General features: G+C 63.9%; 28 protein-coding genes. 10 read left to right on the top strand and 18 right to left on the bottom strand.

Annotation, left to right across the window (positions count from 1 at the left end; all coding sequences use genetic code 11):
• Positions 1-136 precede the first annotated feature (136 nt).
• On the top strand, positions 137-1,090 hold the full coding sequence (locus tag ACFW0B_RS12585) for a LysR family transcriptional regulator (protein ID WP_449148566.1): 954 nt from the start codon (positions 137-139) through the stop codon (positions 1,088-1,090).
• Positions 1,091-1,274: 184 nt separating this feature from the next.
• The gene (locus tag ACFW0B_RS12580) at positions 1,275-2,060 is read left to right on the top strand and encodes a putative hydro-lyase (RefSeq protein ID WP_449148564.1); all 786 of its coding nucleotides are present in this window, start codon (positions 1,275-1,277) and stop codon (positions 2,058-2,060) included.
• Between the two features lie 99 nt (positions 2,061-2,159).
• On the opposite strand, the gene ACFW0B_RS12575 is transcribed toward ACFW0B_RS12580, so the two are convergent.
• Both ACFW0B_RS12575 and ACFW0B_RS12570 read right to left on the bottom strand, forming a co-directional pair.
• Positions 2,160-2,456 carry a YgaP family membrane protein gene (locus ACFW0B_RS12575; RefSeq protein ID WP_449148562.1) on the bottom strand — a complete coding sequence of 99 codons (297 nt, stop codon included), beginning with the start codon at positions 2,454-2,456 and terminating at the stop codon, positions 2,160-2,162.
• 75 nt (positions 2,457-2,531) lie between these two features.
• Complete coding sequence (locus ACFW0B_RS12570; protein ID WP_449148560.1) at positions 2,532-2,786, bottom strand: hypothetical protein; 255 nt, start codon at positions 2,784-2,786, stop codon at positions 2,532-2,534.
• Positions 2,787-3,082: 296 nt separating this feature from the next.
• On the opposite strand from ACFW0B_RS12570, the gene ACFW0B_RS12565 reads away from it, so the two are divergent.
• Positions 3,083-3,586, top strand: a complete 504-nt coding sequence (locus tag ACFW0B_RS12565) for an anthrone oxygenase family protein (RefSeq protein ID WP_449148558.1) — start codon at positions 3,083-3,085, stop codon at positions 3,584-3,586.
• Positions 3,587-3,613: 27 nt separating this feature from the next.
• Here ACFW0B_RS12565 and ACFW0B_RS12560 read toward each other — a convergent pair whose 3' ends face one another.
• Together ACFW0B_RS12560 and ACFW0B_RS12555 are read right to left on the bottom strand one after the other, a co-directional pair.
• Positions 3,614-4,159 carry a DUF4256 domain-containing protein gene (locus ACFW0B_RS12560; RefSeq protein WP_449148556.1) on the bottom strand — a complete coding sequence of 182 codons (546 nt, stop codon included), beginning with the start codon at positions 4,157-4,159 and terminating at the stop codon, positions 3,614-3,616.
• A gap of 710 nt (positions 4,160-4,869) precedes the next feature.
• The gene (locus ACFW0B_RS12555; RefSeq protein WP_449148554.1) at positions 4,870-5,154 is read right to left on the bottom strand and encodes a hypothetical protein; all 285 of its coding nucleotides are present in this window, start codon (positions 5,152-5,154) and stop codon (positions 4,870-4,872) included.
• Positions 5,155-5,266: 112 nt separating this feature from the next.
• On the opposite strand from ACFW0B_RS12555, the gene ACFW0B_RS12550 reads away from it, so the two are divergent.
• Positions 5,267-5,650, top strand: a complete 384-nt coding sequence (locus ACFW0B_RS12550) for a hypothetical protein (RefSeq protein ID WP_449148552.1) — start codon at positions 5,267-5,269, stop codon at positions 5,648-5,650.
• A gap of 82 nt (positions 5,651-5,732) precedes the next feature.
• Here the strand turns inward: ACFW0B_RS12550 and ACFW0B_RS12545 are convergent, their stop codons facing one another.
• On the bottom strand, positions 5,733-7,442 hold the full coding sequence (locus ACFW0B_RS12545; RefSeq protein WP_449148550.1) for an amidase: 1,710 nt from the start codon (positions 7,440-7,442) through the stop codon (positions 5,733-5,735).
• 366 nt (positions 7,443-7,808) lie between these two features.
• Between ACFW0B_RS12545 and ACFW0B_RS12540 the strand changes: the two genes are divergently transcribed.
• Entirely contained in the window at positions 7,809-8,201 is a 393-nt protein-coding gene (locus ACFW0B_RS12540) for a GFA family protein (protein ID WP_449148548.1), read from the top strand.
• A 36-nt stretch (positions 8,202-8,237) separates the two neighbouring features.
• On the opposite strand, the gene ACFW0B_RS12535 is transcribed toward ACFW0B_RS12540, so the two are convergent.
• The 3 genes from ACFW0B_RS12535 to ACFW0B_RS12525 form a co-directional block, all read right to left on the bottom strand.
• Positions 8,238-8,573, bottom strand: coding sequence for a DUF3703 domain-containing protein (locus tag ACFW0B_RS12535; protein WP_449148546.1), 336 nt, complete (start codon positions 8,571-8,573; stop codon positions 8,238-8,240).
• A 141-nt stretch (positions 8,574-8,714) separates the two neighbouring features.
• On the bottom strand, positions 8,715-9,527 hold the full coding sequence (locus ACFW0B_RS12530; protein WP_449148544.1) for a class I SAM-dependent methyltransferase: 813 nt from the start codon (positions 9,525-9,527) through the stop codon (positions 8,715-8,717).
• An 8-nt stretch (positions 9,528-9,535) separates the two neighbouring features.
• On the bottom strand, positions 9,536-9,808 hold the full coding sequence (locus ACFW0B_RS12525; RefSeq protein ID WP_449148542.1) for a DUF4242 domain-containing protein: 273 nt from the start codon (positions 9,806-9,808) through the stop codon (positions 9,536-9,538).
• A 221-nt stretch (positions 9,809-10,029) separates the two neighbouring features.
• Between ACFW0B_RS12525 and ACFW0B_RS12520 the strand changes: the two genes are divergently transcribed.
• Complete coding sequence (locus tag ACFW0B_RS12520) at positions 10,030-11,013, top strand: AraC family transcriptional regulator (RefSeq protein WP_449148540.1); 984 nt, start codon at positions 10,030-10,032, stop codon at positions 11,011-11,013.
• Between the two features lie 33 nt (positions 11,014-11,046).
• Here the strand turns inward: ACFW0B_RS12520 and ACFW0B_RS12515 are convergent, their stop codons facing one another.
• From ACFW0B_RS12515 to ACFW0B_RS12505, 3 genes are all read right to left on the bottom strand, one after another.
• Complete coding sequence (locus ACFW0B_RS12515; RefSeq protein ID WP_449148538.1) at positions 11,047-11,475, bottom strand: MarR family winged helix-turn-helix transcriptional regulator; 429 nt, start codon at positions 11,473-11,475, stop codon at positions 11,047-11,049.
• A gap of 236 nt (positions 11,476-11,711) precedes the next feature.
• Positions 11,712-12,131: a group II truncated hemoglobin gene (locus tag ACFW0B_RS12510; RefSeq protein ID WP_449148536.1), complete on the bottom strand. Its 420-nt coding sequence runs from the start codon at positions 12,129-12,131 to the stop codon at positions 11,712-11,714.
• Between the two features lie 177 nt (positions 12,132-12,308).
• Positions 12,309-13,742, bottom strand: coding sequence for an aminotransferase-like domain-containing protein (locus tag ACFW0B_RS12505; RefSeq protein ID WP_449148534.1), 1,434 nt, complete (start codon positions 13,740-13,742; stop codon positions 12,309-12,311).
• Between the two features lie 97 nt (positions 13,743-13,839).
• Here ACFW0B_RS12505 and ACFW0B_RS12500 point away from each other — a divergent pair, with 97 nt between their 5' ends.
• Together ACFW0B_RS12500 and ACFW0B_RS12495 are read left to right on the top strand one after the other, a co-directional pair.
• Entirely contained in the window at positions 13,840-14,769 is a 930-nt protein-coding gene (locus ACFW0B_RS12500) for a DMT family transporter (protein ID WP_449148737.1), read from the top strand.
• A gap of 6 nt (positions 14,770-14,775) precedes the next feature.
• Positions 14,776-15,171 (top strand): M67 family metallopeptidase, encoded by a 396-nt coding sequence (locus tag ACFW0B_RS12495; RefSeq protein ID WP_449148532.1) that lies wholly within the window; start codon positions 14,776-14,778, stop codon positions 15,169-15,171.
• A gap of 186 nt (positions 15,172-15,357) precedes the next feature.
• On the opposite strand, the gene ACFW0B_RS12490 is transcribed toward ACFW0B_RS12495, so the two are convergent.
• Positions 15,358-17,301, bottom strand: coding sequence for an alkaline phosphatase D family protein (locus tag ACFW0B_RS12490; RefSeq protein ID WP_449148530.1), 1,944 nt, complete (start codon positions 17,299-17,301; stop codon positions 15,358-15,360).
• Between the two features lie 402 nt (positions 17,302-17,703).
• Between ACFW0B_RS12490 and ACFW0B_RS12485 the strand changes: the two genes are divergently transcribed.
• Together ACFW0B_RS12485 and ACFW0B_RS12480 are read left to right on the top strand one after the other, a co-directional pair.
• Positions 17,704-18,186 (top strand): (2Fe-2S)-binding protein, encoded by a 483-nt coding sequence (locus ACFW0B_RS12485; protein WP_449148528.1) that lies wholly within the window; start codon positions 17,704-17,706, stop codon positions 18,184-18,186.
• Positions 18,183-20,351, top strand: coding sequence for a xanthine dehydrogenase family protein molybdopterin-binding subunit (locus ACFW0B_RS12480; protein ID WP_449148526.1), 2,169 nt, complete (start codon positions 18,183-18,185; stop codon positions 20,349-20,351). The genes ACFW0B_RS12485 and ACFW0B_RS12480 overlap by 4 nt, the downstream gene beginning before the upstream one ends.
• 105 nt (positions 20,352-20,456) lie before the next feature.
• Here ACFW0B_RS12480 and ACFW0B_RS12475 read toward each other — a convergent pair whose 3' ends face one another.
• The 6 genes from ACFW0B_RS12475 to ACFW0B_RS12450 all read right to left on the bottom strand — a co-directional run.
• A complete protein-coding gene (locus tag ACFW0B_RS12475) occupies positions 20,457-20,843 on the bottom strand; it encodes a hypothetical protein (protein ID WP_449148524.1) in 387 nt (128 codons plus the stop codon).
• Positions 20,844-21,187: 344 nt separating this feature from the next.
• The gene (locus ACFW0B_RS12470; protein WP_449148522.1) at positions 21,188-21,370 is read right to left on the bottom strand and encodes a hypothetical protein; all 183 of its coding nucleotides are present in this window, start codon (positions 21,368-21,370) and stop codon (positions 21,188-21,190) included.
• A 104-nt stretch (positions 21,371-21,474) separates the two neighbouring features.
• Positions 21,475-22,113, bottom strand: a complete 639-nt coding sequence (locus tag ACFW0B_RS12465; protein ID WP_449148520.1) for an SCO family protein — start codon at positions 22,111-22,113, stop codon at positions 21,475-21,477.
• Positions 22,114-22,132: 19 nt separating this feature from the next.
• A complete protein-coding gene (locus ACFW0B_RS12460) occupies positions 22,133-23,857 on the bottom strand; it encodes a multicopper oxidase family protein (RefSeq protein WP_449148518.1) in 1,725 nt (574 codons plus the stop codon).
• A 684-nt stretch (positions 23,858-24,541) separates the two neighbouring features.
• Positions 24,542-25,660, bottom strand: coding sequence for a glycine cleavage system aminomethyltransferase GcvT (gene gcvT, locus ACFW0B_RS12455; protein WP_449148516.1), 1,119 nt, complete (start codon positions 25,658-25,660; stop codon positions 24,542-24,544).
• Between the two features lie 84 nt (positions 25,661-25,744).
• Positions 25,745-25,830, bottom strand: an 86-nt coding sequence (locus ACFW0B_RS12450; protein WP_449148735.1) for a hypothetical protein, incomplete at its 5' end; no start/stop codon positions are given.

Raw genomic sequence — 25,830 nt, 5'->3', positions numbered from 1 at the left:
TGCCAGGGTCGAAGATGCCATCCCGCCTGATGGGCGGCGTTCGTCGTTCCGGAACCGCTCTGGCACAGGAAGTGCTTGAATCTACTGTATGTTTTCGCCTTTGCCGCGTTTGGCCCCTTGTTGGTTGGTAATCGCCATGAACCTGAAGTTCCTCGAAACCTTTGTCTGGGTCGCCCGCCTGAAAAGCTTCCGCCTGACCGCCGAGAAGCTGTTCAGCACCCAGGCTTCCATCTCCAGTCGCATTGCTGTTCTGGAGGATGAACTGGGCGTGAAGCTGTTCGTGCGGGACTCCCGGGGCGTGACGCTGACGCCCGAGGGGCACAAGGTGCTGGAGTACGCCGAGCAGATGATGGACACCATGCATGCCCTGCGGCAGGCCATCGACACCAGCGCCGCCACCCATGGGCGCATCCGTATCGGTGCCATGGACACGGTGATCCACACCTGGCTGAGCCCCCTGGTCTCGAAGGTGAACGAGTTGTATCCGGCGGTGGAGATCGAGCTGATGGCCGATACCGCGCGCAACCTCTCCGAGCAGCTGCAGAAGGGTTACCTGGACCTGATCTTCCAGACCGATCCGCTGCGCCACGAGTCAGTGCTCAACCTGGAACTGGGCAGCTATCCGCTGTGCTGGATCGTTTCCACCGGGTCCATTTATCACCGCGACTACGCCTCCCTGGCCGAACTCGCCCGCGAGCGCATCGTGACCTTCTCCAAGCACTCGCGGCCCCACCAGGATGTGCTTGGCCTGCTGCACGCCAACGGTGTGATGACCCCGCACCTGAGTTGCGTGAACTCGGTGGCGGCCATGACCCGGTTGCTGCGCGACGGATTCGGCATCGGCGCCTTGCCTCCTGCCCTTGTCGCCCAGGAGCTGGAGCGTGGCGAGCTGACCCGGCTGAGCATCGGCACAATGCCGCCGGGTCTGCCGCTGGTGATGTCCTGGCGCGGCGGGACCGGCCTGGAACTGGTGGACCAGATCGCGGACGTCAGCAAGGCCGTGGTGGCGCACTATGCCGAGAACGTGGGCAAGGACTGCTTCGTACCGGCCGAGCTGAAGACGGGCGACGGGCACCCGCGCAGCCTCTGAGCTTGTATCCCTGTTCTGACGCCGAGGCGGTGCGCATGGCGCACCCTACGATCGGGCAGGGTGCGGAGCCAGGTTCTTCCAGCGTGGATGTTCAATTTTCCCGATGCCCGGTCACGGAAAATTCTTGCTGGACGGCTCGACCGCGGCGCCCCTACAAAACGCTCAGAACAACAGGAGCCGCCCGATGAATGCCGACCTCGCCCAGCTTTCCCCTCGCGAATTGCGCCGACTGATCCGCCGTGGCGACTACGGCGGCCATACCAGCGGCCTCGGCCAGCGCCATCTGCAGGCCAACATCGTGATCCTGCAGAAGTCATGGGCAGACGAGTTCCTGCGCTTCTGCGTCCTCAATCCGCGTTCCTGTCCGCTGCTGGACGTCACCGAAACGGGTTCCCCGTACTTCGAGAAGCTCGGCACCGACGTCGATGTGCGCAGCGACGTGCCGCGTTATCGCATCCACCGCCGTGGGCGGGCGTTCGAGGAAGTGACCGATATCGGCGAGTTCTGGGAGGCGGACTTCGTCGCCTTCGCCATCGGCTGCTCCTTCTCCTTCGAACAGGCGCTGCTGGATGCCGGCATTCAGCTTCGCCACATCGAGATGGGGCGCAACGTCGCCATGTACCGCACCGCCATCGATACTCATCCGGCGGGACGCCTGGCGGGCAAGACGGTGGTGTCCATGCGCCCGATGAAAGCGGCCGACGCCGTGCGTGCCATCGAAATTACCGCGCGCTTCCCCATGACCCACGGTACGCCGGTGCATATCGGGGATCCTGCGCTGATCGGCATCGCTGACCTTTCCGCTCCGGACTACGGCGACCCGGTGCCGGTGCATGCCGACGAGATTCCGCTGTTCTGGGCCTGTGGCGTTACCCCTCAGGCGGTGCTGGCCGAAGCCGAGCCCGAGCTCTACATCACCCATGCGCCGGGCCACATGCTGGTGAGCGACAAGCTCTACGGCGAGGTGTAGCTGTGCCCAGAGGGAGCCAGTTCAATCGCCAATGAATTCGCCCCTGCAGAGGTCGCGCCAGTTGCAGAACCAGTCTGGCGCGCTGACCCTGGAACGGCCCTAGGTCCTGCCTTCCCTTGCCAGCCTGTCCACGGCGCGCTGCAGGCGCTCCAGGTCGCTGCGCAGGCGATGCAGCGCCTCGCGGCGGTCGTGGAGCACCTCCTTCACATAGCAGTGGCCGGTCAGCCCGCGCAGCAGCAGGGCAGTGCCGAGGCCAACGTCCCAGATGCCCAGTACGCCGCCACGATGGAGGCCGTGACGGGCCAGGAGCAGGCCGGAGATGACGGAACCCACCCGCTCCAGGCCATGGACGTTCTGTTCGTAGGCCGGGCCGTGGATCTGCCATTGGTTGTCCATGGTGCGAATCCTCCCGTGTTGGTTTGAATCCTGACCGGCCGACCCGCCGACACGTTCAGCTGCCGTGATGAGCGGTCAGCTCCGCGTCTGACCTTTCCTGGCCTTCTTGTCGGGGCTCTTCGGGTACAGGGCGAAAATGAACCGGGCCGGAATCAGCGACAGCAGCCCGAGGATGCCGAACGCGACGATCAGGGGAACGCCCCCAGGCGCGGAGGTGACTTCGGTGAACAGGGCCAGGCCGATGGCCAGCAGGCACATCACGCTTCCGAACCATTGCAGCCCCTGGGCCCAGCGAAAGACCGGTGACTTGGGTTCGTTTTCTACAGCCATGCGTCTGTCCTCTTGGGATTGCCTTGACCGCCGGGCAGTGAAAAAAGCCCGGCAATTTTCAGCATGTATCGCATGGGGCAGCGCGGGTGATTGGATGACGAACGGATTCGTTGGTGTACCCGCCGTGCAGGTTCGCGGCCCTGTGCTATATACCCAGCGCATCCCGGGAACCCATCAGCCGGTCGCGGCAATGCGCAGTGGCCGCCTTGCGAGGCAGCCCTGGAATTCCACTTCAGATCGCATAACCCATGGACCCGGGCAACGCCCCAGGTGGATGGACTCCGGAGAGACCGACCATGCCCTTCATCGATGACCTGGCTTTCCTGCTCGCCTTTCTCGCCGTGATCAGCTGCGGTCTGATGGGCGGGCTGTTCTTCGCCTTCTCCAACTTCGTCATGCACGCCCTCGCGCGCATCTCGCCGGATGCCGGCATCGCCGCCATGCAGGCGATCAACCGCACGGTGCTCAACCGCATCTTCCTCGGCGCCTTCCTCGGCACTACGGTTGCCTGTGCGCTGCTCACGCTGTACGCCTTCGTACACTGGGAGGTGTCCGGCACCTTCTTCCTGTTGCTCGGCAGCCTGCTGTACCTGGTAGGCAACTTCGGCGTGACCCTGTTCTGCAATGTCCCGCGCAACAATGCCCTGGCGAAGCTGGATGCGGGCAATCCGGATTCCTCAGTGCCCTGGCGCACCTACCTGGATGAGTGGACGCGCTGGAACCATGTGCGCACCGGCACCGCCCTGGCCGCGTCGGCGATGCTGATGATCGGGCTGTTCCTGATGCTGGCGATGGACTAGGAGCCGCTCGCCGTCACTGCTGTAGCGCTAGACGCTCAGCGCTCCGCGGAATCCCCGCGCGGCATAGTAGGACTGCGCACCGTTGTGATAGAGGAAAACGCAGTCGTAGCGACGGTCGCAAAAGAGCGCGCCGCCGAGCTTTCTGATGGCCGGAGGCGTTTGTACCCAGCTGGAGGTTTTGCTGTCGAAGGTCCCCAGTTCCTGCAGCGCGCGGTACTGCTGCTCAGTGAGGATCTCGATGCCCATCGCCGCGGCCAGCTCCGTGGCGCAGCCGGTGGGCTTGTTCTCCTTTCTCGAATCCAGGCTCTCCCGGTCGAAGCACAGGCTCCTGCGCCCGGCAGGACTCTCGGCGGAGCAGTCGACAAAGATGAACTCGCCGCTGTCCGGATCGTGAAGCACCACATCCGGCTCACCGCCGGTGCGCTCCATCTCGCTGAGGGAGCGCAGCTTCTCCGGTGAGGATTCCAGCCTTGCCTGCACCTTCGACCACTCGACGTCCTTGTGCCGCCCCATGTTCTTTTCGAACCGGGCCTTCAATGTGCCCAGCAATGCCTCGCGTTGCTTTGCGTCCACGCTGCAATCTCCCCTGGAGGTTCTACCTTGATTTCGGCTCGTCCGAGGGCAGTGCCTCGACGGCCTTCAACCTTAGTAGACGGCGAACGAGGTGCAAGGTTTGCTGCGCCGACGTGAATCAGGGAACGCTTCGATCTCGTCGCTCCGGCGGGTAGGTTGGGATTTGCACTTCCTGTGCGAATTCATTCGCGAATAAATTCGCTCCCACATTGAGTCCCTCAGCGACGCAGTGGTGGATTCCCCGACGCGAACTCGACGGCATCAACGACATGCCGTGTGGCTGTTTCTCATGACAGGCGCCTACCGTTCGTCACCTGCATGGCTGGATGTAAAGCCTCGATCGGGTTTTTGAAATCCGTCGTGAAAAATCCTCGTCTGTTTCCCTGGTGATTCAATGTGGGAAATTTTCCCGCGAATTTGCTCGCCGTTAGAAAAGCCTGCTCTAAACGGACATTCCCGTTATTGCCTGACGCACCAAAAAATTCCTCGCAGTCTTGATGCCGCAAGGTTCCCGTCCGTCCAAAACACCGTAGCCAGCCATGCAAAGGGGCTTACTGGAAGTTCAAACGAAATGAGTTTTCGTCGGGGAGGGGAATCAAGAAAAGCAAGACGGAGGCCTGATCATGTCTTTCAAAAAGTGCCTACTCGCGCTAGCGATTGGTGGTGTTCTCTCGGCGTCCAGCGTGCTGGTGCCTGACTACATTTCGACTTCATCCAGTGCCCATGCCCAAGACGGAGGCGGTGGCAGTGGTGGTGGAGGCGGCGGCCACGGTGGTGGCGGCAGCGGTGGTGGAGGTGGAGGCGGCCACGGTGGTGGCGGCAGCGGTAGTGGAGGTGGAGGCGGCCACGGTGGCGGTGGTCATGGTGGAGATGGCGGTGGTGGCCACGGTGGCGGCGGTCACGGACATGGTGGTGACGGCGGCGGTCACGCCGGCAATGGCCATGGCGGTTCGGGACACGGTGACGCCGGCAATGGCCATGGTGGTCCGGGACACGGTGACGCCGACAACGGCGGCATGGCCGGCAATCAGGGACCGGGCCGAGGCAACGACAATGACGCCGGCGATAACGACAATGACGCCAGGGACGCAGCCAGGAATGAGGCCGATGCAGCCCGGGACGCTGCAAGAGCCGAAGCGGACGCCGCCCGGGATGCCGCAAGAGCCGAAGCGGATGCGGCTCGCGATGCCGCCAGGGCGGCTGGCGTGCCGAAGGCCGAAGCGGATGCGACCAGAGACGCTGCCAGGGCAGCTGCGGATGCAGCCCGAGACGCTGCGAGAGCTGAAGCGGATGCAGCCAGGGATGCCGCAAAAGCGGATGCGGATGCGGATGACGACGCCGCAGATGCTGCCAGAGAGGCTGCTGAAGACGCAGCCGATGCCGCTCGTGAAGCAGCAGAAGACGCTGCAGATGCGGCCCGAGAAGCTGCCGAGGACGCTCCTGGCGCCCCGGTGGTCGCTGGTCCGACTCCATAAGGAGTTCGTCGTGTGAAGAGTCGTGTTCCTCGGAGTTCCCGGTTAGTGGTTAGCCGACCGGGGCTCCGATTTCTTTTATTTCTACAGCCGGTTCCCGGTTAGCCGCGCGACAGCGGCGGCGTGCGCGGGGGGATCATGCGCTTCGAACCGGTCGACTCATAGGCCGAGGCGAATCGCAGCAGCGCCGAGTCGTCGTAGGCGCGGCCGGCGAAGGTCAGGCCCACCGGCATGCCGATATCCGCCATCACGCCCATTGGCACGGTGACCGTGGGGACGCCCAGGTGGCGGATGGCAAGGTTACCGTTGGCGACCCAGATGCCATTGCTCCAGGCGATGTCGGCGGACTCGGGATTGACGTCCGCATCCGCCGGGCCGACGTCGGCCACGGTGGGGAACAGCACGGCGTCGAGGCCGAGCTTGTCCATCCAGTCTTCCAGATCGAGCTTGCGGGTCTTCTCCAGGCCGCGCAGGCCGTCCGGCAGGGTTTCGATCTGGTCCCAGGACTTCAGGCCGCGCTTGGCCATGTTCACGTACTCGTCCATGCCGGCGGCGAGGTCACCCTCACGGTTCGGCAGGGTGCCGGGGTCGTGGGGGAAGATTTGCGGGCCGTCGACATCGGCCAGCCGGTTCAATTTGGGATCGCCGTTGGCCCGCAGGAAGTCGTCGAAGGCCCAGCCCGAAAGCTCCCAGAGTTCGTCGTGGAGGAATTCCCTGGAGACGATGCCGCGGTTGAACACGGTCGGCGCGCCTGGGCGGTCGCCCTCGCAGTTGGAAACCAGCGGGAAGTCGGTTTCGATGACTTCGGCGCCGGCCGCTTCCAGGGCCTTGCGGGCAGCTTCCCAGAGGGCGATCACCGAGGCGCGGGTGTTGATGCGTTGGCCGGTCGGGCCGCCGATGCCGGGGTTCTCGCTGGTGCCGGCTTCGTCATCCTTGTTGATGAACATGCGTGGTACGCCGAAGCGCTTGCCTTTGAGGGCATCGGCCGTGGCGGCAAGATCCAGGTAGGAGGCCGGGCGCACCGAGGCGACGCTGGGGATCGGCACCCAGGGCTGCAGACGCCACAGGTCGCCGCGCTTGTCCGGGTCCTCGGCCACCACCACGTCCAGGATTTCCAGCAGGTCGGCCATGGTTCGGGCATAGGGCACCACCACGTCCATGGTCGGGGTCAGCGGCCAGTTGCCGCGCACCGAAATCACGCCGCGCGACGGGGTGTAGGCGCACAGGCCGTTGTTCGAGGCCGGGCCGCGGCCGCTGGACCAGGTCTCTTCCGCCAGGCCGAAGGCGGCGAAGCTGGCAGCGGTCGCCGTGCCGGCGCCGTTGGACGAGCCGGAGGCGAAGGGCGCGGTGAGGTAGTTGGCGCTGTAGGGGCTTTCTGCGCGGCCATACACGCCGCGCTGCATGCCGCCGTTGGCCATGGGCGGCATGTTGGTCTTGCCCAGGCAGATGGCGCCGGCGGCGCGCAGGCGTTCGATGGTGAAGGCGTCGCGATAGGCGACCAGATCCTTGAAGGCAGGGCTGCCGGAGGCAGCGGTGAGACCCTTGACCAGGTAGCTGTCCTTGGCGGTGTAGGGGATGCCATCCAGCGGGCCGAGGGTTTCGCCACGGGCGCGACGGGCGTCGGAAGCCTCGGCTTCCTTGAGCGCGTCGGAGTTGCGCACCACCACCGCGTTGAGCCGGGTTGCGCTGTCGGGGCTGTCGTAGGCATCGATGCGAGCGAGATAGGCCTTGACCAGCTCGACCGATGTGGTGCGGCCGGACTCCAGTGCATCGCGCAGTTCGGCGATGGAAACCTCGGTTACTTCGATCATGCTGTCACCACCGGCTGTTGTTGGCTGATGCCGCGACTGTTCGCATCACGCTGCACCTTGGGTTCAAGGAAATCGCTCATCTCGGAATGGGCTCTCATATCGGTCCTCGTTACCCTGCGTCAGGCGGCAGGGGCTGTACTTGGCGACCTGGCCTGGCCAGGTTTCAGACCGCCAATTTTTGCACCAAGCCGGGGCCGGGGGAATCCGTGGCGTGGTTCGGCCGGCGTTCTGCCAGAGCCAGGTGAACTGGCAAAGCGTAGCCCGTATGAAATCCGCGAGCGGCGGTGGGATTTTCCCCGGATATCATCCGGGCTGCGGAACTATCATGATCGCGTCGGCACGTCACACCGGAAGAGGAGATGCAGGATGGACCAATTCACCGGCGGTTGCCTGTGCGGCAAGGTTCGCTTCGTGGCGTCGGGGCGCCCGTACCGGGTTGGCATTTGCCATTGCCAGGACTGCCGCAAGTTTCACGGGGCGCTGTTTCATGCGTCCGCGGTGTTCCCCCAGGAGGCGGTGACGATCGAGGGCGAAACGCGTGACTACGCCGGGCGGTTTTTCTGTCCCCACTGCGGCTCGTCGGTGTTCTCGCGCAGCGCTGACGAAATCGAAGTGAACCTCGGGTCCCTGGATGCCCCTGACCAGCTGAGACCGACCTACGAACTCTTTACCATCCGCCGCGAGTCCTGGTTACCGCCGTTTCTGCACACGCGGCGTTACCTGCGTGATCGCGAAAATACGGGGCGCAGCGAGGATTGAGCAAGGCACGCGATGCGGGCGCTTGCGTCCCCGGCCTTAGTCCAGCAGCTGGCGCAGCTCCTCCGAGATCGGCATCGGCCGGAAGGCGCTGACCCTGGCGCGGCCTGTGTTGCCCAGCGGAACCCAGATGCGCGAGAAGAGCAGGGCGGCCGGCATGCGCATTGCCTGGCCCAACACCTCCCGGTAATCCCCTTGTTGCCAGCCGGCCTGGAGCAAAAGCCAGTGGCTGCGGGTGTGAAGCACGGGCATGCACTGGGTGAGGATATGGGCGCGCTCCAGCCAGGGCCAGGCCCGTTGCGGATCACCGGCGGCAAGGGCCTGGTCGGCCTGCAGGAAGGCGTGGTCGATGGCATTGCGAAGGGCGGTTTTCATCGGGTGTTCATCCATGCGAGGGAGATGCGCGGAAGTGAACACCCTGTAGCTACTTCAGGGTCAAGGGCGTGGTGGGCTTAAGCCCACGCGAGTTTCTTGTGGGGGCGAATTCATTCGCCAAGGAGCCCGTCAGCCTTCACCTCAGCGACGGGTAATTACCACTTCCAGGTATTCGCTGGGCACGATGAGCGACTCGGGCCCGGCGCGGTTGTAGCGCTCCAGCAGCTCGGTCAGGTCCCGTTCGAGGGCGCCGGCGGCATCAGGAGGGAGGGCGGCGAAGGCCTTGTGCACCGGTCCGTACCAGGTGCGGAACACTTCGATGAAATGCGCTGGCGACTGGTAGCGGAAGTTGAACAGGCGCCGTGCCACGGAGATTTCGCGGGCGCTGTCGTCGAACAGTTCGCGCAGGTGGCTCTCCACGCCCCAGAGCGACGGAGGCTGCACGCCGGGTGGCGGGGGCAGCTGGCGGCCGAGGGTCTTGAACACCTGGCCGATGAAGCCCTCCGGCGTCCAGTTGGCCAGGCCGATGCGTCCACCGGGACGGCAGACCCTGGCCAGTTCGGCGGCGGCCTTTGCCTGGTCAGGGGTGAACATCACCCCGAAGGTGGACAGCACGACGTCGAAGCTGGCCGCGGGGAAGGGCAGGTTCTCGGCATCGGCGACCTGGAAGGTCACGTCCAGACGCTCGGCGCGGGCGCGCTCCTTGCCACGCTCCAGCAGGGCCTCTACATAGTCGGTCGAAGTCACCCGCCCACCTCGGCGTGCAGCAGCCAGGGTGGCGTTGCCGTTTCCGGCCGCGACATCCAGCACGGCCTCGCCGTGGCGCAGGTCGCAGGCTTCGGCGAGCAGTTCGCCGACCAGTTGCAGGGTGGTACCGATGACGGCGTAGTCGCCGCTGGCCCAGGAGGCCATCTGCTTGCTTTTCAGTGTGTTCAGATCAATAGCGGGAGTCATTTCGGGGCTCATTCGGCGGTGGTCGGGTCGATGATCGAGCTGATGCGGGAGATGCGGTTGACCGGGAATCCGCCCTGTTGGGCGTGCTCCCTGACCTGCTCCTCGCTGGTGGCGATGTAGACGCAGTACAGCTTGTCGTCGGTGACGTAGCTCTGTATCCACTGCACCTCTGGTCCGAGCTCTCTGAGCACCCGGCAGGACTTCTGTGAAATGGCCTTGAGGTCTCGATCCGTGAGTTTTCCAGCTTCCGGTATCTCTCTTTCGATGAGGAACTTGGGCATGGTGACCTCGTTTTCTTGGCTTTCTGGGTGGTGCGGACACGCCGTTGTTCGATTGGGCAGAAGCGGCGTGCAGGGGAACTATCCGCCTGTTTCGGCATGCCGTCCTGTCCGAGCGTCGGCAAGGGCTGCCCGATCGTCCGCGCACCACCACTTGTCAGGCGATCCGTTGCGAGATGCAGAGGCTGCCCAGAATTTCAGCAATGCGCCGGAGGTGAGGGCTGATGGACGCTTTGTCGGAAACCTTGCGAGTCGTTCGCCTTGTCGGGGCGATCTTCATCAACGCGCGTTTCAGTGCCCCCTGGTGCTACCAGTCGCCCCGCGCCGATTCGGTGGCGCCCCTGCTGGAGCCGGGGGCCGAGCGCGTGGTGATCTTCCACCTCATCACCCAGGGCGAGTGTTTCGTCGAACTCGGCCGTGACCGGCCCGTGCACCTGGTAGCGGGGGACGTGGTGATCTTTCCCCAGGGCGATGCCCATCGCATGACGTCCCAACCCGGCTTGCCGCCGGCCAAGGGCGGACGCCTGGAAGAGGTCCTGTCGCGCCGGCCCCGGCAACTGGCCTATGGCGGCGGCGGGGCGATCACCCGCCTGGTCTGCGGCTACCTGGCCTGTGATGCGCGGCTGGCAGATATGTTGCTGGCGGGGCTGCCGCCGCTGGTGCGGGTCAATGTGCGCGACTCCAGCGCGGGGCCCTGGCTGGAAGCCTCGGTGCGCTACGCCCTGTCCGAGGCTAAGTCGCCCCGGCCGGGCGGCGAGGGAGTGCTCGCCAAACTGGCCGAGGTGCTCTTCATCGAGGTGCTGCGCCTGTATATGAACGAACAGGCCGAGGGGCGTACCGGCTGGCTGGCGGGACTGGGGGACCGGATCGTCGGTTCCGCGCTCAATGCCCTGCACCGGTGTCCGGCCCAGGCCTGGACGCTGGAGGAACTGGCGCGCACCGCCGGTACCTCGCGTTCGGTACTGGCCGAGCGTTTCCAGCAACTGGTGGGGAGTTCGCCCATGCAGTACCTGACCCAGTGGCGCATGCTGCTGGCGGCCAACCTGCTGTGCCGCAGCAACGCGCCGCTGGCGCGCATCGCCGAAGACGTCGGCTACCAGACCGATACCGCGTTCAGCCGCGCCTTTCGCCGTGAGTTCGGCGCACCGCCGGCGGCTTGGCGGCGCAACCAGCTGCGGCGCCAACCGGCGGGCCAGTTCAGTCCGTGACCCCGTGGGAGTCCGGCGCGAAAGGCGGGAAATTCAGTGTGAGGAAAGATTCGCGCGCATCTTGCGCAAGGCGCTGGTCAGCGCGGCTTTCTCTTGCTCGCTGATGCCTTGCAGGGCTTCGGCGACCATGGCGTCCCCGGCGGCGCGGATGTCTGCCAGGGCATGGTCGGCCTCGGCACGCAGATAGAGGCGGTAGGCACGGCGGTCGTCGGGATCCGGGCGACGCTCCACCAGTCCGGCCTGCTCCAGCTGGTCCAGCAGGCGGGCGAGGGTGATGGGCCTGACTTCCAGCTGCTCGGCCAGCTCTACCTGACGGCATCCCTCATGGCGTGACACATGGGCCAGCGCACGGGCCTGGCTGAGGGTCAGGCTGGTGCCGCTGATCTGCCGCTCGAACGCGCGTCGCATCAGGCGCGAGGCGTCGGCGAGGAGAAAGCCGAAGTTTTCTTCAGGGAGGGTCATGGTCAGGCGTCCGGATAATAAGCGGTGCCTACTATGTGGTCGTGACTGGCCAGTCGTCAAAACTGGATAAGCGGTATGCCGTCCTAATAAGGCACGCGAGCCGCTTCTATTTCTGTGGGGGCGAATTCATTCGCGAAGGGCGGCGCAGCTGCCCCAATCGGACCTGCAAGGCGAACCTGCGGTCCGCATGGCGATTGAAATCGCCCCCACAAAGGTTGGGACCCGATCTATGGGGCTCAACCGTGCCGGGCGCGGCTGGCCTGCACCACCCGGTGGGCCGGAACCCGCAGTTGCGTCAGCAGGTATTCGGCGAACTCCGGCGAGAAAGGCTGCAGGGCGATGGCGCGCTCCATGCACTCCAGCCAGGCGCCGCTGAGGGCTTCGTCGATGGGCCATTGGGCGTGGAAGGAGGGAATGGCAATGGAACCGTACTTCTCGCTGAACAGCTTGGGCCCACCCAGCCAGCCGCTGAGGAAACAGGCCAGCTTGTCACGGGATTGCTCCAGGCTTTCCGGATGCAGGTGGCGCAGCTCGGCGGCTTCGGGCAGTTCGTCCATCAGCCGGTAGAAGTCATCCACCAATCGGCGCAGGCCGTCGATGCCACCGGCGGCCTGATAGGACGCGTCGCCGGTACCGAAGGGAGGCAATTCAGTCATTGAGGAACCAGCAGAAATAAGGGTGGCTCATCATAACCGTAGCGCCACGGGTCATGCAGCTGCCCGGATGCGCAATTCAAGAAACTTCATCGACGAGATCGAGGTCCAGCCCAGAGATGTGGTTGACCTATCTCGGGCACTTCGGCGCAAGCACGCTGGATGCGAGTCTTGCCGGTCTTAGGCCCGCATGACCGGCAACGCTTCAACGCCATGACGCAACAGGTTGGCCAAGGTCGCAAAGCCCTCGCGCAGCAGTTGGTCTCCGCCCGGGGCGTTACTTACGCTTATCCGTACGCGCTGTGGCAACGTACCGCGTCCCACACTGAAGGCGTCGGCAGTGGAAATCAGATGCTGCCGTTGACGAAGGCTCTGTTCGATTTCAGCAGCACGCCAGGGAGCCGGTACTTCGACCCAGAAATGCGGACAGCAAGGGTGAGTGCGATAGTTCAGGCCCTGGAGCAGGTCTACAACCAGCGTCTGGCGCCGCGCGATCTCCGCCGTTTGCTGCTCCAGCAGTGCTTGCGCAGTGCCGTCCTCGATCCACTGGCTCGCAATCTCCAGTGTCAGCGGCGTCGCCATCCAGCATGAGTTGCGTACTGCAGCCGTCATGCGACTGACCATCGGTGCAGGGGCATAGACATAGCCGGCACGCAGACCAGCGGCTACAGCCTTGCTCAAACCGCCGATCAAGATGCCGCGCTCGGGCAGTAGATGGCTGATGGGCAGTGGTCTTTGTTGCATCAGCACTGCGTGGGTTTCGTCCTCGATCACCAGTAGATTGTGCTCGCGGCAAATACGCGCGATCTCCTGCCTGCGGGCAAGGGGCATCACTGCTGTGGTGGGATTCTGGATGGTTGGCGTGCAGTAAAGAGCTGTGATCCGGTTGGTGCGGCAGAGTTCTTCCAGCGATTCCGGCAGCAAGCCGTCCTCGTCCATCTCCAGGCCTAGAACCTTGATGCCCAACAGCCGTGCAGCGCTGATCAGTCCTGGATAGGAGAGCTGCTCCGCCACCAAGGTATCGCCTGCGCGCAGCATGGCCATAAGCACGGCCAGCAGTCCGTGCTGGCTACCATTGACGCAGACGACCTGATCGGCCAGCGGCTTGAATTCGTCGTGCGCCAACCATTTTGCACCAGCCTGACGATGATTCCGTGCGCCGGCGTCGGGTGCGTAGAGCATCATTTCCTGGAGTCGCGTCGGGTTTCCTGACAATTGCGACAGCGTGCGCCCCAGCAACTCGGCCTCAATATTGGGAATGTGCATGTTCCGGCTCATGTCGTTGCACATGTCGCCGGCGTCCACGAAGTTGCGAAAGCCCGCGTCATGGGAACGTTCCTGGCCGCGGTCGCCAACGAAGGTACCGTCCCCCACGCGTGCCACCACCCAGCCCATGCGATTGAGCTCGCCATACGCCCGGCTGACGGTGCCAGCAGTTACGCCCAACTTGTCCGCCAAGATGCGATGGGGCGGCAGTTTCATTCCACTTCTGATGACGCCGTTGCGGATTGCCTCCTCAATGCCTTGGGCTAACCGTTTGTACTTAAGGCCGGTACCTTCCTGTAGGAGAGATCTGATAATTGATATGATGTCAATATTTGTTTTGACTGGCATATTGAATCCGCATTAGCCTTTTTTTCTGTGTAATAAAGTTCAATAAATGTAGTTATTTGGAAAAATGCTACATAATTATGCGGAATTAATCATGTCAATGTGTATTGCCACTCGTGAAGCGCAGCACCCGCTCAGACCAAGGTTGGTGACCGCGCTTCTGTTTCTGGTGGTGTGCCTCAGCTGGGGGACCACCTGGCTTGGCATCAATATCGCCGTGGAAAGTGTGCCGCCACTGACCTCCGCCGGCCCGCGTTTCCTCATTGCGTTTCCGCTCTTTCTGCTCTTTGCGCGGATACGCCGCGAGCCGATCGTCTTCCCTCGCCGGTACTTCACCTTTTTCCTCTTTGTCACGCTCGGCTACTTCAGCGTGCCGTACTACTTGCTGAACTATGGTGAGCAATATGTATCGTCGGGATTGACCGCGCTTCTCTTCAGTACGATGCCCGTATTCATTCTGATCTTCTCTTCGCTGTTTCTCCGGGAGCGCATCTACCTTTCGCAGGCACTCGGCATCGCAATAGGGTTTGGCAGCCTGCTCATGATTATCAGGTCACAGGGCCTGCATCTGGATTACTCGGAGATTTTGGGGGTGATTGCCATCTTGGTGGCTGCGGTAATGCACGCGCTCAGCTACGTCATCACCAAACTACGTGGCAGCGACATCGGGGTCATCACCTTCAATACGCTTCCCATCGGCATTGCGGGCTTGGGGCTCTTCGTGGCCGGGATACTTGTGGAGAGCCCTGATCTTGCCGCCATCACTCCTCAGTCCTGGGCCGCCCTTGCTTATCTCGGCATCGTGGCTTCGGTCGGCGGCTTCATCGTCTACTTCTTCTTGCTCAAACGGCTAAGCCCGGTGGTGCTTTCGTTTGTCTTCATCATCTTTCCTGTCTTCGCCGTGGTCATCGGCGCCATGTACGAAGGCTCGGCGATATCCCGAGAGATGGGTGCCTACACGCTGCTGCTGCTGGCTGGCTTCTCCATCACCAAGCTGCCAATCGAAAAACTATTTACCAAGGTGGGGTGACCGAACATGGATGTTTTTACTAAACGTGTGCTCAGCGCGATCTACCAACATGCCAGTCGCTGCTATCCGAAGGAGTGCTGCGGATTCGTACTCTCCGACGCAAGTGTGCGCGAGGGTACGAATATCCAGGACCAGTTGCATGCCACCGATCCCCAGAGGTATCGGCGCACGGCGGCCAACGGCTACACGTTCTCGGTGGCTGATACCGTGTTTCTGAACAGCAGCTTTCGTTCGCAGAACCCTGTGTCGGTCATCTATCACTCGCATCCCGACGTCGGCGCGTACTTCAGCCGGGAGGACATCGAAAAAGCACTCTACGCCGGTGGCCCTATTTTCCCGGTTGACTACCTCGTCGTAGATGTGACGCCCGATAGCGTGCGTGGCGCAAAGCTATTTGCCTGAAGAAGACGGCGCGGACACGCTGGGTCGTGTTGTCGCTCGGTTGCCGCAGCCAATAAGATCCGTGCCGACCGAGTTTTGCGGCGGTGATGAGACTCTAGCCCTTCGACAAACGCAACGGCACGATTTCTGCCTCAAGGGGACACCCATTAGCCGGCCTGGCATCAAGATCCAAAAGGCACTTGTTGCTTATGTGTCCCGCACCACAGGATGTCCGGCCGGTTGGTCGTCCCGTTCTTCGAGGAATTCCGTGGGTTCGGAGCCATCGGCGTTGAGCTGGAAGATGCGCGACGGCCGTCCTTCGGTGTCGAAGAACACCAGGCCGAGGCCGGCGGAGTTCCACAGGCGTTCACCGGCCTTGCTGTGTTCCGGCGTGCGCGGCACCACCTTCATCGAGTGGCGCTTGGTAAACCAGTTCAGCGGCGAGCGCGGCGAGTACAGCCAGCGGTTGAGGCGGTCGAACACATCCAGCAGGCGCCGGGGGAACTCGTTCTTGATGCCGCTGCTGGTGATCTGCCAGATCTTCGGCCCTTGCTGGCGGTGGCGGATCAGCACCTCGTAGACGAAGGAGTAGTGCACGTCGCCGGAGAGAATCACGTAGGAGCCCGGCGTGCGCGAGTGGCGGAAGATGTTGAGGATCACCTGGGCCGCGCCGCGGTGGGCCATCCAGTTCTCCGCATCCACCAGCAGCGGATGGCCGAAGGCGCTGAACACCCGTTGCACGGTTTCGATCAGCTTCACTCCGAACACCGGTGCCGGGGAAACGATGATGGCCGAGGGATGGTCCAGCAGTTCCTGTTGCAGCTCGCTCAGCGCCTCCCAGTCCAGCAGGCCGGAGGGGCGCTTGAGGTTGATCTCGCTGCGCCAGCGGCGGGTGCGGGTGTCCAGCACCACCAGTGCCGGGGTGGTGGGCAGTACGTATTGCCAACGATTGAAGGCGATCAGGCGGTCGATCAGCCGGTCCAGGGCCGGGCTGTCGAGGTGGTTGTCGGCGGTTGCGCTGGCGGTCAGCGCCTCGACCTGCGTCAGCACTTCGCCGAAGGCATCGGGGTCGTTGCCCCAGCCCTGGCAGAGCATGTAGGCCAGCAGGGCGTTGCCGATGATGCGCTTGGAGAACGGATGGCCGTAGGCGGTCAGCTCCCACTGGGCGGAGAGGTTCCAGTCGTCGGTGATGTCATGGTCATCGAAGATCATCAGCGTCGGCAGGTGGGCGAATACCCGCGCGGCGCCCGGCAGTCCTTCACGGAAACTCTGCAGGCGCGCCTCTTCCAGGCGGTAGCGCGCGGCCTGGTTCGGCCCCAGCGGCGGCATCTGCGGTGCCACCAGCGTCCAGGGCAGCGGCGACCAGACCAACAGGTACATGGCCATGACTTCGGCCAGGGTCACCAGGTGGTTCTCCGCATTGCTGCTGGTGAAGATGGGTTTGCGCGCACCGCCGAAGAAGCGTTCGCGCAGGGTCTCGTTGCTTTCCAGGGCGGGCAGCAGTTCAGCCCGGCGGTAGTAGCCGGCTGGATGCGTGTACAGCGTGGCGCTGTCGCTTACCACCGCGCCTTCCAGGCGCTCGTCGAACAGGCCGAGCAGGCCGATCAACTGGTGGATGGCGCGCAACATGGGGCCGGCCACGTCGTCAGCGTAGACCTGGTCGCCGCTCAGCATCAGCAGTGCCGGGCGTTGTTCCGGCGCGGGATTGGCGGCCAGCAGGCGGTCGGCGCAGAGCAGGCCATCATTGGCTGGAAAGTGCGGCTTGCGGCAGGAGCCATGCAGCATCTGGTCGATGCGCGAGCGCAGGACGAAGCTGGGGCAGGTCGCGTGGGCGTGGATCAGGTGCGGCGCCCATTGGGCGATGCCTCCGCCGTCGACCAGCAGGTCGTAGTCGATCTGCTGGTCGAGGGGGAGGGAGGTTTTAAGGCGCAGGTCGATCAGGTGCAGGAAGGCATGGCGGCCGAAGGGAATTACCCGGCAGCTGTCCTCGTCCAGGGCATAGTCGACGCCACCGTCCAGCGACAGCCGCAGCACTGGCGCGAGCCTGCGCGAACCCACCAGCCAGAACACCAGGCGGCGGGATTCGATGCGGCGCAGCATGGGGCCGGCGAGAACGGCGGGAAGGCTTTGCTGGGAAGCGGCAACGGACATCGGGACAACGGGCCTGTGGAAATGAGCGCAACAGGATAACGCGCGCGCTGCGCCGGGCTCAGCAAAGGCTTGAAAAAAACTCAGCCGAGTAGTGCGTTCAATTCGATTGGCAGACTTCGCCGGTGGCTTCTAGCATCCATTCTCTGACTTCGCGCTGGTGTCTGGAGCCGCCGGCCGCCCAGCCCTGATGGAACGTCTTGCCCGAGGAGGCAACCATGCTTCAGGTTCCGCTCGATGGCCCCAGCGCATTTTCGCCGGGCACACCTGCCGAAGCCCATTCCTGTTCGCCCTGAACCTTTCCTTTTACTGCCTTCGATTCCGGGGCCGCCGTATCGCCCTGGCCATCCGTGAAGTGTCCGCGCCGGCGGGCACCCGTCCTGATGAAACCTCCCGGGAGGCGATATGACTCTCACCCTGAAGATCAACGGCGCCGAGCACAGCGTCGATGTGGACCCCGACACGCCGCTGCTCTGGGTATTGCGCGACGTGCTGGGCATGACCGGCACCAAGTTCGGTTGCGGCATGGCCCTGTGCGGTGCCTGCACCGTGCACATGAATGGCGCCGCCGTGCGTTCCTGCGTGATGCCGGTGAGCAGCATGGTCGGCGCGGAAATCACCACCATCGAAGGTATTGGCGATACCGAAGTCGGCAAGCGCGTGCAGGACGCCTGGCTGGCCCGGGAAGTGGTGCAGTGCGGTTACTGCCAGTCCGGGCAGATCATGTCCGCCAGCGCGTTGCTGGCCAGCAACAGCAATCCCAGCGATGCCGAGATAGACGGTGCCATGTCCGGCAATATCTGCCGTTGCGGCACCTACCTGCGCATCCGCGAGGCCATCAAGGTGGCGGCCGAGGCGCAGTCGGCCAAAGGGGAGGGCGCGGCATGAACGACATGACCTCGCTCGCCGGAACCGCGCTCAGCCGCCGGGGCTTTCTCAAGGCCAGCGCCGCCGTGGGGGGCGGCCTGCTGATCAGCTTCACCCTGCCGAGCCTGATGGGCGACGCCCAGGCCGCCGAGGGTGAATTCAACCCCAACGCCTATATCCGCATCGATCGCAGCGGCAAGGTGTTCTTCATCATTCAGCCGGTGGAGATGGGCCAGGCCACCTACACCTCGATGCCGGCGCTGATCGCCGAGGAACTGGAAGTATCCCTCGATCAGGTGGTGATCGAGCACGCTCCAGCCGACGACACGCGCTATGCCAACCCCATGCTGGGCTTCCAGGTCACCGGCGGTTCGACCTCGGTGCCGGCCTACTGGAAACCCCTGCGCCAGGCCGGCGCCGCCGCGCGCACCCTGCTGGTGACGGCTGCCGCGCAACAGTGGTCGGTGCCGGTGGAAAGCTGCAAGGCCGAGAACGGCGTGGTGCTGCATACGGAAAGCGGTCGCAAGCTCGGTTACGGCGAACTGGTGGATGCTGCCGCCAGGCTGCCCGCGCCCGCTGAGGCGGAGCTGAAAGACCCGTCCCGGTTCAAGCTGATTGGCACTCCGGCCAAACGCACCGACGGCCCCGACAAGGTGCGCGGCAAGGCCATGTTCGGTATCGATGCCCGCCCCGAGGGCGTGAAGGTCGCGGCGATCACCATCTGCCCGGTCATCGGCGGCACCTTCGACTCGGTGGACGAGGCACCGGCCATGGTGGTCAAGGGCGTGCACAAAGTGGTGCACACCCGGGACGCGGTGGCGGTGATCGCCGACCACATGGGAGCCGCGCGCAAGGGGCTGGCAGCGCTCTCGATCAAGTGGAACGAGGGGGAGAACGCCAAGGTTTCCAGCGCCAGCATGCTGGAAGCCATCAAGCAGGCGTCCATGGCCGATGGCGTCCAGGCCCGCGCCGAGGGTGACGTCGCGGCGGCCATGGCCAGGGCGGCGAAGAAGGTCGAGGTGACTTATCAGGTTCCGTTCCTGGCTCACGCCTGCATGGAGCCGGTCAACTGCACCGCCCATGTGCGCACGGACGGCTGCGACCTGTGGCTCGGCATCCAGGTGCCGTCACGGGCCAAGACCCTTGCCGCGCAGCTCACCGGCCTGCCGGAAGACAAGGTGGTGGTGCACAACCAGCTGCTCGGCGGCGGTTTCGGCCGGCGCCTGGAAACGGACTTCGTCGGCCATGCGGTGGAAATTGCCAAACAGGTGGATTACCCGGTGAAGGTCATCTACTCCCGCGAGGAGGATACCCGCCACAGCAGCTTGCGACCGTTCCACTACAACCACCTGGCCGCCGGCCTGGACGAGCAGGGCCGGCCTATCGCCTGGACCCACAAGGTCACCGGCGGCTCCATCATCGCGCGCTGGGCGCCGAACCGATTCACCAACGGCATCGATGGCGATGCCGTGCGCGATGCCTGCGGGCCCTACGGTTTTCCCAACCTGGCGGTGCACTACGTGCGCCACGAACCGCCGAAGGGTATTTCCCCGGCCTTCTGGCGTGGCGTCGGGCACACCCAGAATGCCTTCATGGTGGAAGGCTTCATGGATGAGCTGGCGGTTATGAACAAGGTCGATCCCTTCGCTTATCGCGCGCCGTTGCTGGAGAAACACCCCCGCGCGCTGAAGGTGCTGGAGACGCTACGGGAGAAATCCGCCTGGGATTCGCCGCTGCCAGCCGGGCATGGTCGTGGCCTGGCGCTGACCTACTGCTTCGGCACCTACGCGGCGCAGGTGGCCGAGGTCAGCGTGGATGCCGGCGGTGCGGTGAAGGTGCACAAGGTCACTTGCGTGGTGGACTGCGGCATTCCCGTCAATCCGGACTCGGTGGTGGCGCAGATGCAGGGCGGCACCCTTTTCGGCCTGACGGCGACGTTGTTCGGCAACATCACCTTCAAGGACGGCCGGGTCGAGCAGGCCAACTTCGACAGCTACCGACTGCTGCGCCTGAACGAAGTCCCGCCCATCGAGACCCACATCATCAACAGCGGCGAATCTCCTGGCGGCCTGGGCGAAGTGTCCACCGTGATCATCGCCCCGGCGGTGGTCAACGCGATCTTCGCCGCCAGCGGCAAGCGCCTGCGCAGCCTGCCCATCGATCCGGCGGAGCTGAAACAGGCCTGAGGCAAAGTTCTTCCCAAAAAGAGAGAAGGCGCCACAAGTGGCGCCTTCTGCCTTTCGAGGGATTGCATACATCGTGATTGCCTGCCTCTGAACGTTGCTCCGGGATCAGCCGATGCGGTTGGCGCCAGTGCGGTCGGCACCGCCTTCGGCGACGCGGAAGCCGTTGGTGCGATCAGAACCGCCTTCAGCGACACGCAGGGATTGGGAGCGCTCGGAACCACCTTCGGCCACGTCGAAGGCCTTGGTGCGATCAGAACCGCCTTCAGCGACGCGCAGGGACTGGGAGCGCTCGGAACCGTTTTCAGCGATGCGATTGGCGCCAGTGCGGTCGGCACCACCTTCAGCAACGCGGTGGGCAGCGCTACGGTCGGCGCCGCCTTCGGCTACGCGGTAGATGCTGGTGCGATCAGCGCCACCCTCAGCGACGGACAGTGCGAAAGCGGAAGCGGACAGGCTGGCGATGAACAGGCTGGCAAGGATTTGCTTTTTCATTTTCGGGCACCTCGGTGAGGGTTGGAATTCGTCTACGGGGCCCATGTTACTGATGTGATTTCGATGAAGAAGTGATGCCGCGTGATGGTTGCCATCGATGCCGATGATAGTTGTGTGAGTGGCAATAAAAACAAATGGTTAGGCGTTTTTATGGGCGTTGTCATGCCAGATGGAAAGGTTCTCTATCGATGTTTAAATAATCGAAATATTCGATGATTTGGTCAAAAAACGACTGGAGAAACGCCCGGAAAGCGGCTGCTGGGGTATTTCAGGGGAGAGGAATTGGGCTGCAGGCCGGAGCGAATGTGCTCGCTCCAGTCTGCCGATGGCGATGTCGCCAGGAATCAGCGCTTGCCCATGGAGCGGCGGGAACCGCGGGGCGGCGGATGCAGGCGCGAACCGCGATCGTGCGCCTTGATGGTCTGGTAGTAAGGGATGTTCTGCTTCTTCGGCTTGCCGGACGTGGCCGGAGTAGCCGCGGCTTCCTGGGGTTGGGCTTCGGCCTGGTCGAGGTCTTCGCTGTTCATGGTGCTTTTGCTCTGTGCGGGCTTGGCCCGCTAACGGGTCGGAGGCGCGCATCATACACCAACTGCCCGCAGGCCGGCCGCTGACCGGGCCTGCGGGTATCGCTTCAACTGGGCTGTTCCACCTGCCAACCGGTGAGCTGCACGCGATGGTCCACGTGGTTGATCGCAGCCAGGATGTGCTCGGGGTCGGTCAGCGCCGGCGACATGGTCCAGCGTCCAATGGGCTCGTTGCCGATCCGCACCATGCCGGTATGGGTGAGCTGGTTGCTGTCCACTAGCGGGTCCACGTCATAGAAGCCCAGGGCGTAGCGCAGGTCGAGAATGTCATGCGGATCGCCGGTGAGGTATTCCCAGCCGGGGCCGATGTCGAACTTGTCGACGTATTCCTGCAGGTGGCGGGGATGGTCCAGCTCCGGCTGCAGGGTGATGGAGTACATGAAAACGTCCTGGCCCACGCGCTCGCCGAGCATCCGCTGCACCTTGCGCAGGTTGGCGGTGGCGGTTGGGCAGGTGCGGCCGCAGCTCGCGTACATCATGTTCAGCACCACCACCTTGCCGCGCAGCAGGTCGTCGTAGAAGCGGACCTTCCTGCCCTGATGGGTCACGAGTTCCGGGTTGGGAAAACGGTTATCGCCTTGGTGGGCGTTTGTCCGGCGTTCCGCGGCGGCGCCCAGCGCACCCAGGGCGGCCAGCCCCAGCACGCCGGCGCCGAGGCCGCCGATCAGGTTTCTGCGTGTATTCATGGCAAACCTCCGGCCGGCGTCATTCGACGTCGAAGCGCAGCATCATCGCGTGGTCTTCGTGGATCAGGTTGTGGCAGTGCATCACGTACTTGCCGACGTAATCGCGGAAGCGAACGAGCACGCGCACGGTTTCGGCTTCGTTGATCACGAACACATCCTTGCGCCCCTGCTCATGGGGCGGGACGGGGATCGAAACGCCATTCTTGATCCGCGCGATGATGCGGCCTTCCTCCAGGTGGATGTGGATGGGGTGCGACCAGCCGTTGTCGATGTTCATCAGCTCCCAGATTTCGTAGCGCCCCTTGGGAACCTTGAAGCGTGGGGAATTGACGTTCACGAACTGGCCGTTGATGGACCACATGTTGTTGGAGCGCTCGAAGACAAAGCGGCGCACGGGGGCGCTGGCGATCACCGCAGGGTCTATCGGCGGGAGCGGGCGCAGGTTGGCCGGCACCTGACTGAGGTCCTGGCTGCTGGGCCAGCGGTTCACCACTATCTTCAGCACGCGCACGCCGGGGTCCTTGATGTCCTTGGGACGGCGGGTGCTCTCCTGGCGCATGCGGTTGACCAGATAGAGCGTGGTGCCCACCACGTACTTGGAGAAATCCACCACTATATCGGCGCGTTCGGCCATGCCCAGGGTCACGCTCTGCTGGTTGAGCAGGGGCTTGGGCAGCAGGTTTCCGTCATTGGCGATGTAGGTGAACTTCTGCTTCACGTTGTTGGGGTTCACCAGCGCGAAGTCATAGAACCGGCCCGGCCCGGCGTTGAGCAGACGGAAGCGATAGCGCCGCGCGGCCACCTTCAGCACCGGTTCGATCATGCCGTTGACCAGCACCTTGTCGCCCAGCACCCCCTCGGGGTTGATCTCGTCATAGTAGAGCTTGCCGGCAGCGTCGAAACGGCGGTCGGCGAACGCCAGCGGGTAGTCGTAGGGATGGCTCGGCAGACGCAGCGCCCCCGGGGTCGGATCGGCCTCGTTACCGGAGTCCAGGTGGTCATACAGCAGGTAGAAACCCACCAGCCCGCGATAGAGGTTGGGTGATGTGAAGTCCAGTGTGTGGTCGTGGTAGAAGAGCGTGCCCAAGGCCTCGCGATAGTCGCCGACGTTGTTCTGCAAGTCCTCGAATCCGGCACAGACGTTAGGATACAGATGATCCTTGAAGTGGCCCGGGGCGGTCAGGTTGGGGCCGGCCTTGGTCTTGCTGTAGTAGTCGCCCGGGAAGCCATCGCTCTCCGAGCCAACGTGCAGGTTGTGCAGGTGGGTGGAGATTTCCGGTGTCCCGAAGCCGGTGTGGTTGCTTGGCAGATCGTTGTAGATGCGGCAGATCATCGGATGGCCATAGTGGGCCATTACCGTGGCGCTGAACTCCTTGGCCGGCGTGTTGGCGGCGCGGTAGCTCCAGATCTTCTGCTGCGGATAGGCCGGGTTGAATACCCAGTTGTGCTCCATTGCCCGCAGCTCGTAGTACTCGGCATTGGGACGGAACTGCGCCCAGCGCTGGTGGCGGCCACGTCCGGCCTCGCCGCCGGCCACATTGGCCAGTTCGGTGGGCGCGGGGGACAGATAGGGGACGCTGTTGGCGGGCTCTATCTGTGTGGGTAGCTCCATCACCCAGGGTGTGGTGGGCGGGCTCGGGGGCAGTGTCGGCTCCTTGGCCTGGCTGTCCGTGGCGCGCAAAAGTGCAGGTGCAGCCACGGCGGCCGCCGAGAGCTTGAGAAAGTCCCGACGTGCCGAATTCACCTGCCTGTCTTTTTTGTTCTTGGCGGTTCGAGGGTTATTGCCTTTCATGGATGTACTCCATCTCCCCACAGCGAACTCGCGCCAACGCCCCGCCCTGGATGCCATGCTCCAGGGCTTGTAGTCCCCATACGTTCGCGCGAAGGTGCAGGCCGCCAATGAATCTGCTCGCGCGGCCAATGCGCCAATAAAACGACTAAAGACTTCTCACTTAGCGAGTGCAATTGGCTAAAAGCCAAAAAATTGCCACGGCTGCTGGCCAGTTGCCTCTGGCTCTAGGTACGGCGCAGAGTATTTCAAAATGTGTCACGAAGACGGGCGGCAGAGAAAGGAGGGCAGGCGGTAGAGCGGTTGGAGAGGGGTGGAGGTGGCTTTGATTTTCAGGAAGAAGCAGGTTGACTTCCGTAGCCTGATGGCATCCGGGGAAAGTTCCTCCGCCGCTGCCGGATTTCATCCTGACTCCGACGTTCCTGTTGGAAATTTCATGTCAATCAGTCCCGTAGGTTGGTCCGAGGAACGAGGCCCAACACTGCTGGAAATCTCCGCTGTGTGGGGTTCGCAGGCTCTCGGAGCGCCGCCCGACCCAATCTGCGAAAGCCTCCCACGGTCTCAAAAAAGAAAAGGGTGAAGACTCGCGTCTTCACCCTGCAAGGCCCCGCCGGAGCAGGGCAGTCGAGGGACCTTGTATCAGCCGCGGTAGTAACGCTGCGGCACGAAGGGGGTCTTGGCCACTTTCATGGTGACGCGCTTGCCGCGCACCAGGGCCCAGACCTCGGTGTCCAGGGCGGCGTGGCTTGCGCTCACGTAGCCCATGGCCACCGGGGCGCCGAGGCTGGGGCCGAAGCCGCCGCTGGAGACGCGGCCGATCACCGCGCCGTCGGCATCGACGATCTCCGCGCCTTCGCGCACCGGCACGCGCTCCTGTGGCAGCAGGCCGACGCGCTTGCTCGGCACGCCGTCGCGCTGCTGGGCGAAGATCTGGCCGGCGCCGGGGAAGTTGCCGGCGCGCAGGCCATCGACGCGGCGGGCCTTGGAGATGGCCCAGGCCAGGCTGGCCTCGATCGGCGTGGTGGCGGTGCTCATGTCGTGGCCGTAGAGGCACAGGCCGGCTTCCAGGCGCAGCGAATCGCGCGCGCCGAGGCCGATCGGCTGGACTTCCGGCTGGGCCAGCAGGGCGCGGGCCAGGGCTTCGGCGTGTTCAACCGGGACGGAGATCTCGTAGCCGTCCTCGCCGGTGTAGCCGGAGCGGCTGACGTAGCAGGCCACACCCTGCAGGGTCACGCTGGCGAACTGCATGAAGGTCATTGCCTGCACCTCGGGGGCGAGGCGGCCGAGCACCGCGGCGGCGGCCGGGCCTTGCAGGGCGAGCAGGGCGCGGGACTCGAACAGCGATTCGATTTCGCACTGCTCGCCGAGGTGTTTGCGCAGGTGCGCCAGGTCCTGCTCCTTGCAGGCGGCGTTGACCACCAGGAACAGCGTGTCGTCCGCCAGGCGGGCGACCATCAGGTCGTCGAGGATGCCGCCGTTCTCGTCGGTGAACAGTGCATAGCGCTGCATGCCCACCGGCAGATCGAGGATGTCCACCGGCACCAGGCTTTCCAGGGCGCGCGCGGCGTTCTCACCCCGCAGGATGATCTGGCCCATGTGGGATACGTCGAACAGGCCGGCTTGCTCGCGTGTGTGCAGGTGCTCCTTGAGCACGCCCAGCGGGTACTGCACCGGCATGTCGTAGCCGGCGAAGGGCACCATGCGGGCACCGAGTTCGAGATGCAGGGCGTGCAGCGGGGTTTTGGCGAGGTCAGTCATGTAGAACTCCAAAGTGAAAGTCGGTCCGGGGCGGGTTTCCCTTACCCCCGAGCCCTCTCCCAAAGGGAGAGGGGAGAAAAAGCATCAGCATTCGATGATGTTCACGGCGAGGCCGCCGCGGGCGGTTTCCTTGTACTTGCTCTTCATGTCGGCGCCGGTCTGGCGCATGG

The sequence above is a fragment of the Metapseudomonas phytobenefica genome, from assembly GCF_043392685.1.
GTDB lineage: Bacteria > Pseudomonadota > Gammaproteobacteria > Pseudomonadales > Pseudomonadaceae > Metapseudomonas.
This window is presented reverse-complemented; position numbering and strand designations above follow the sequence as displayed.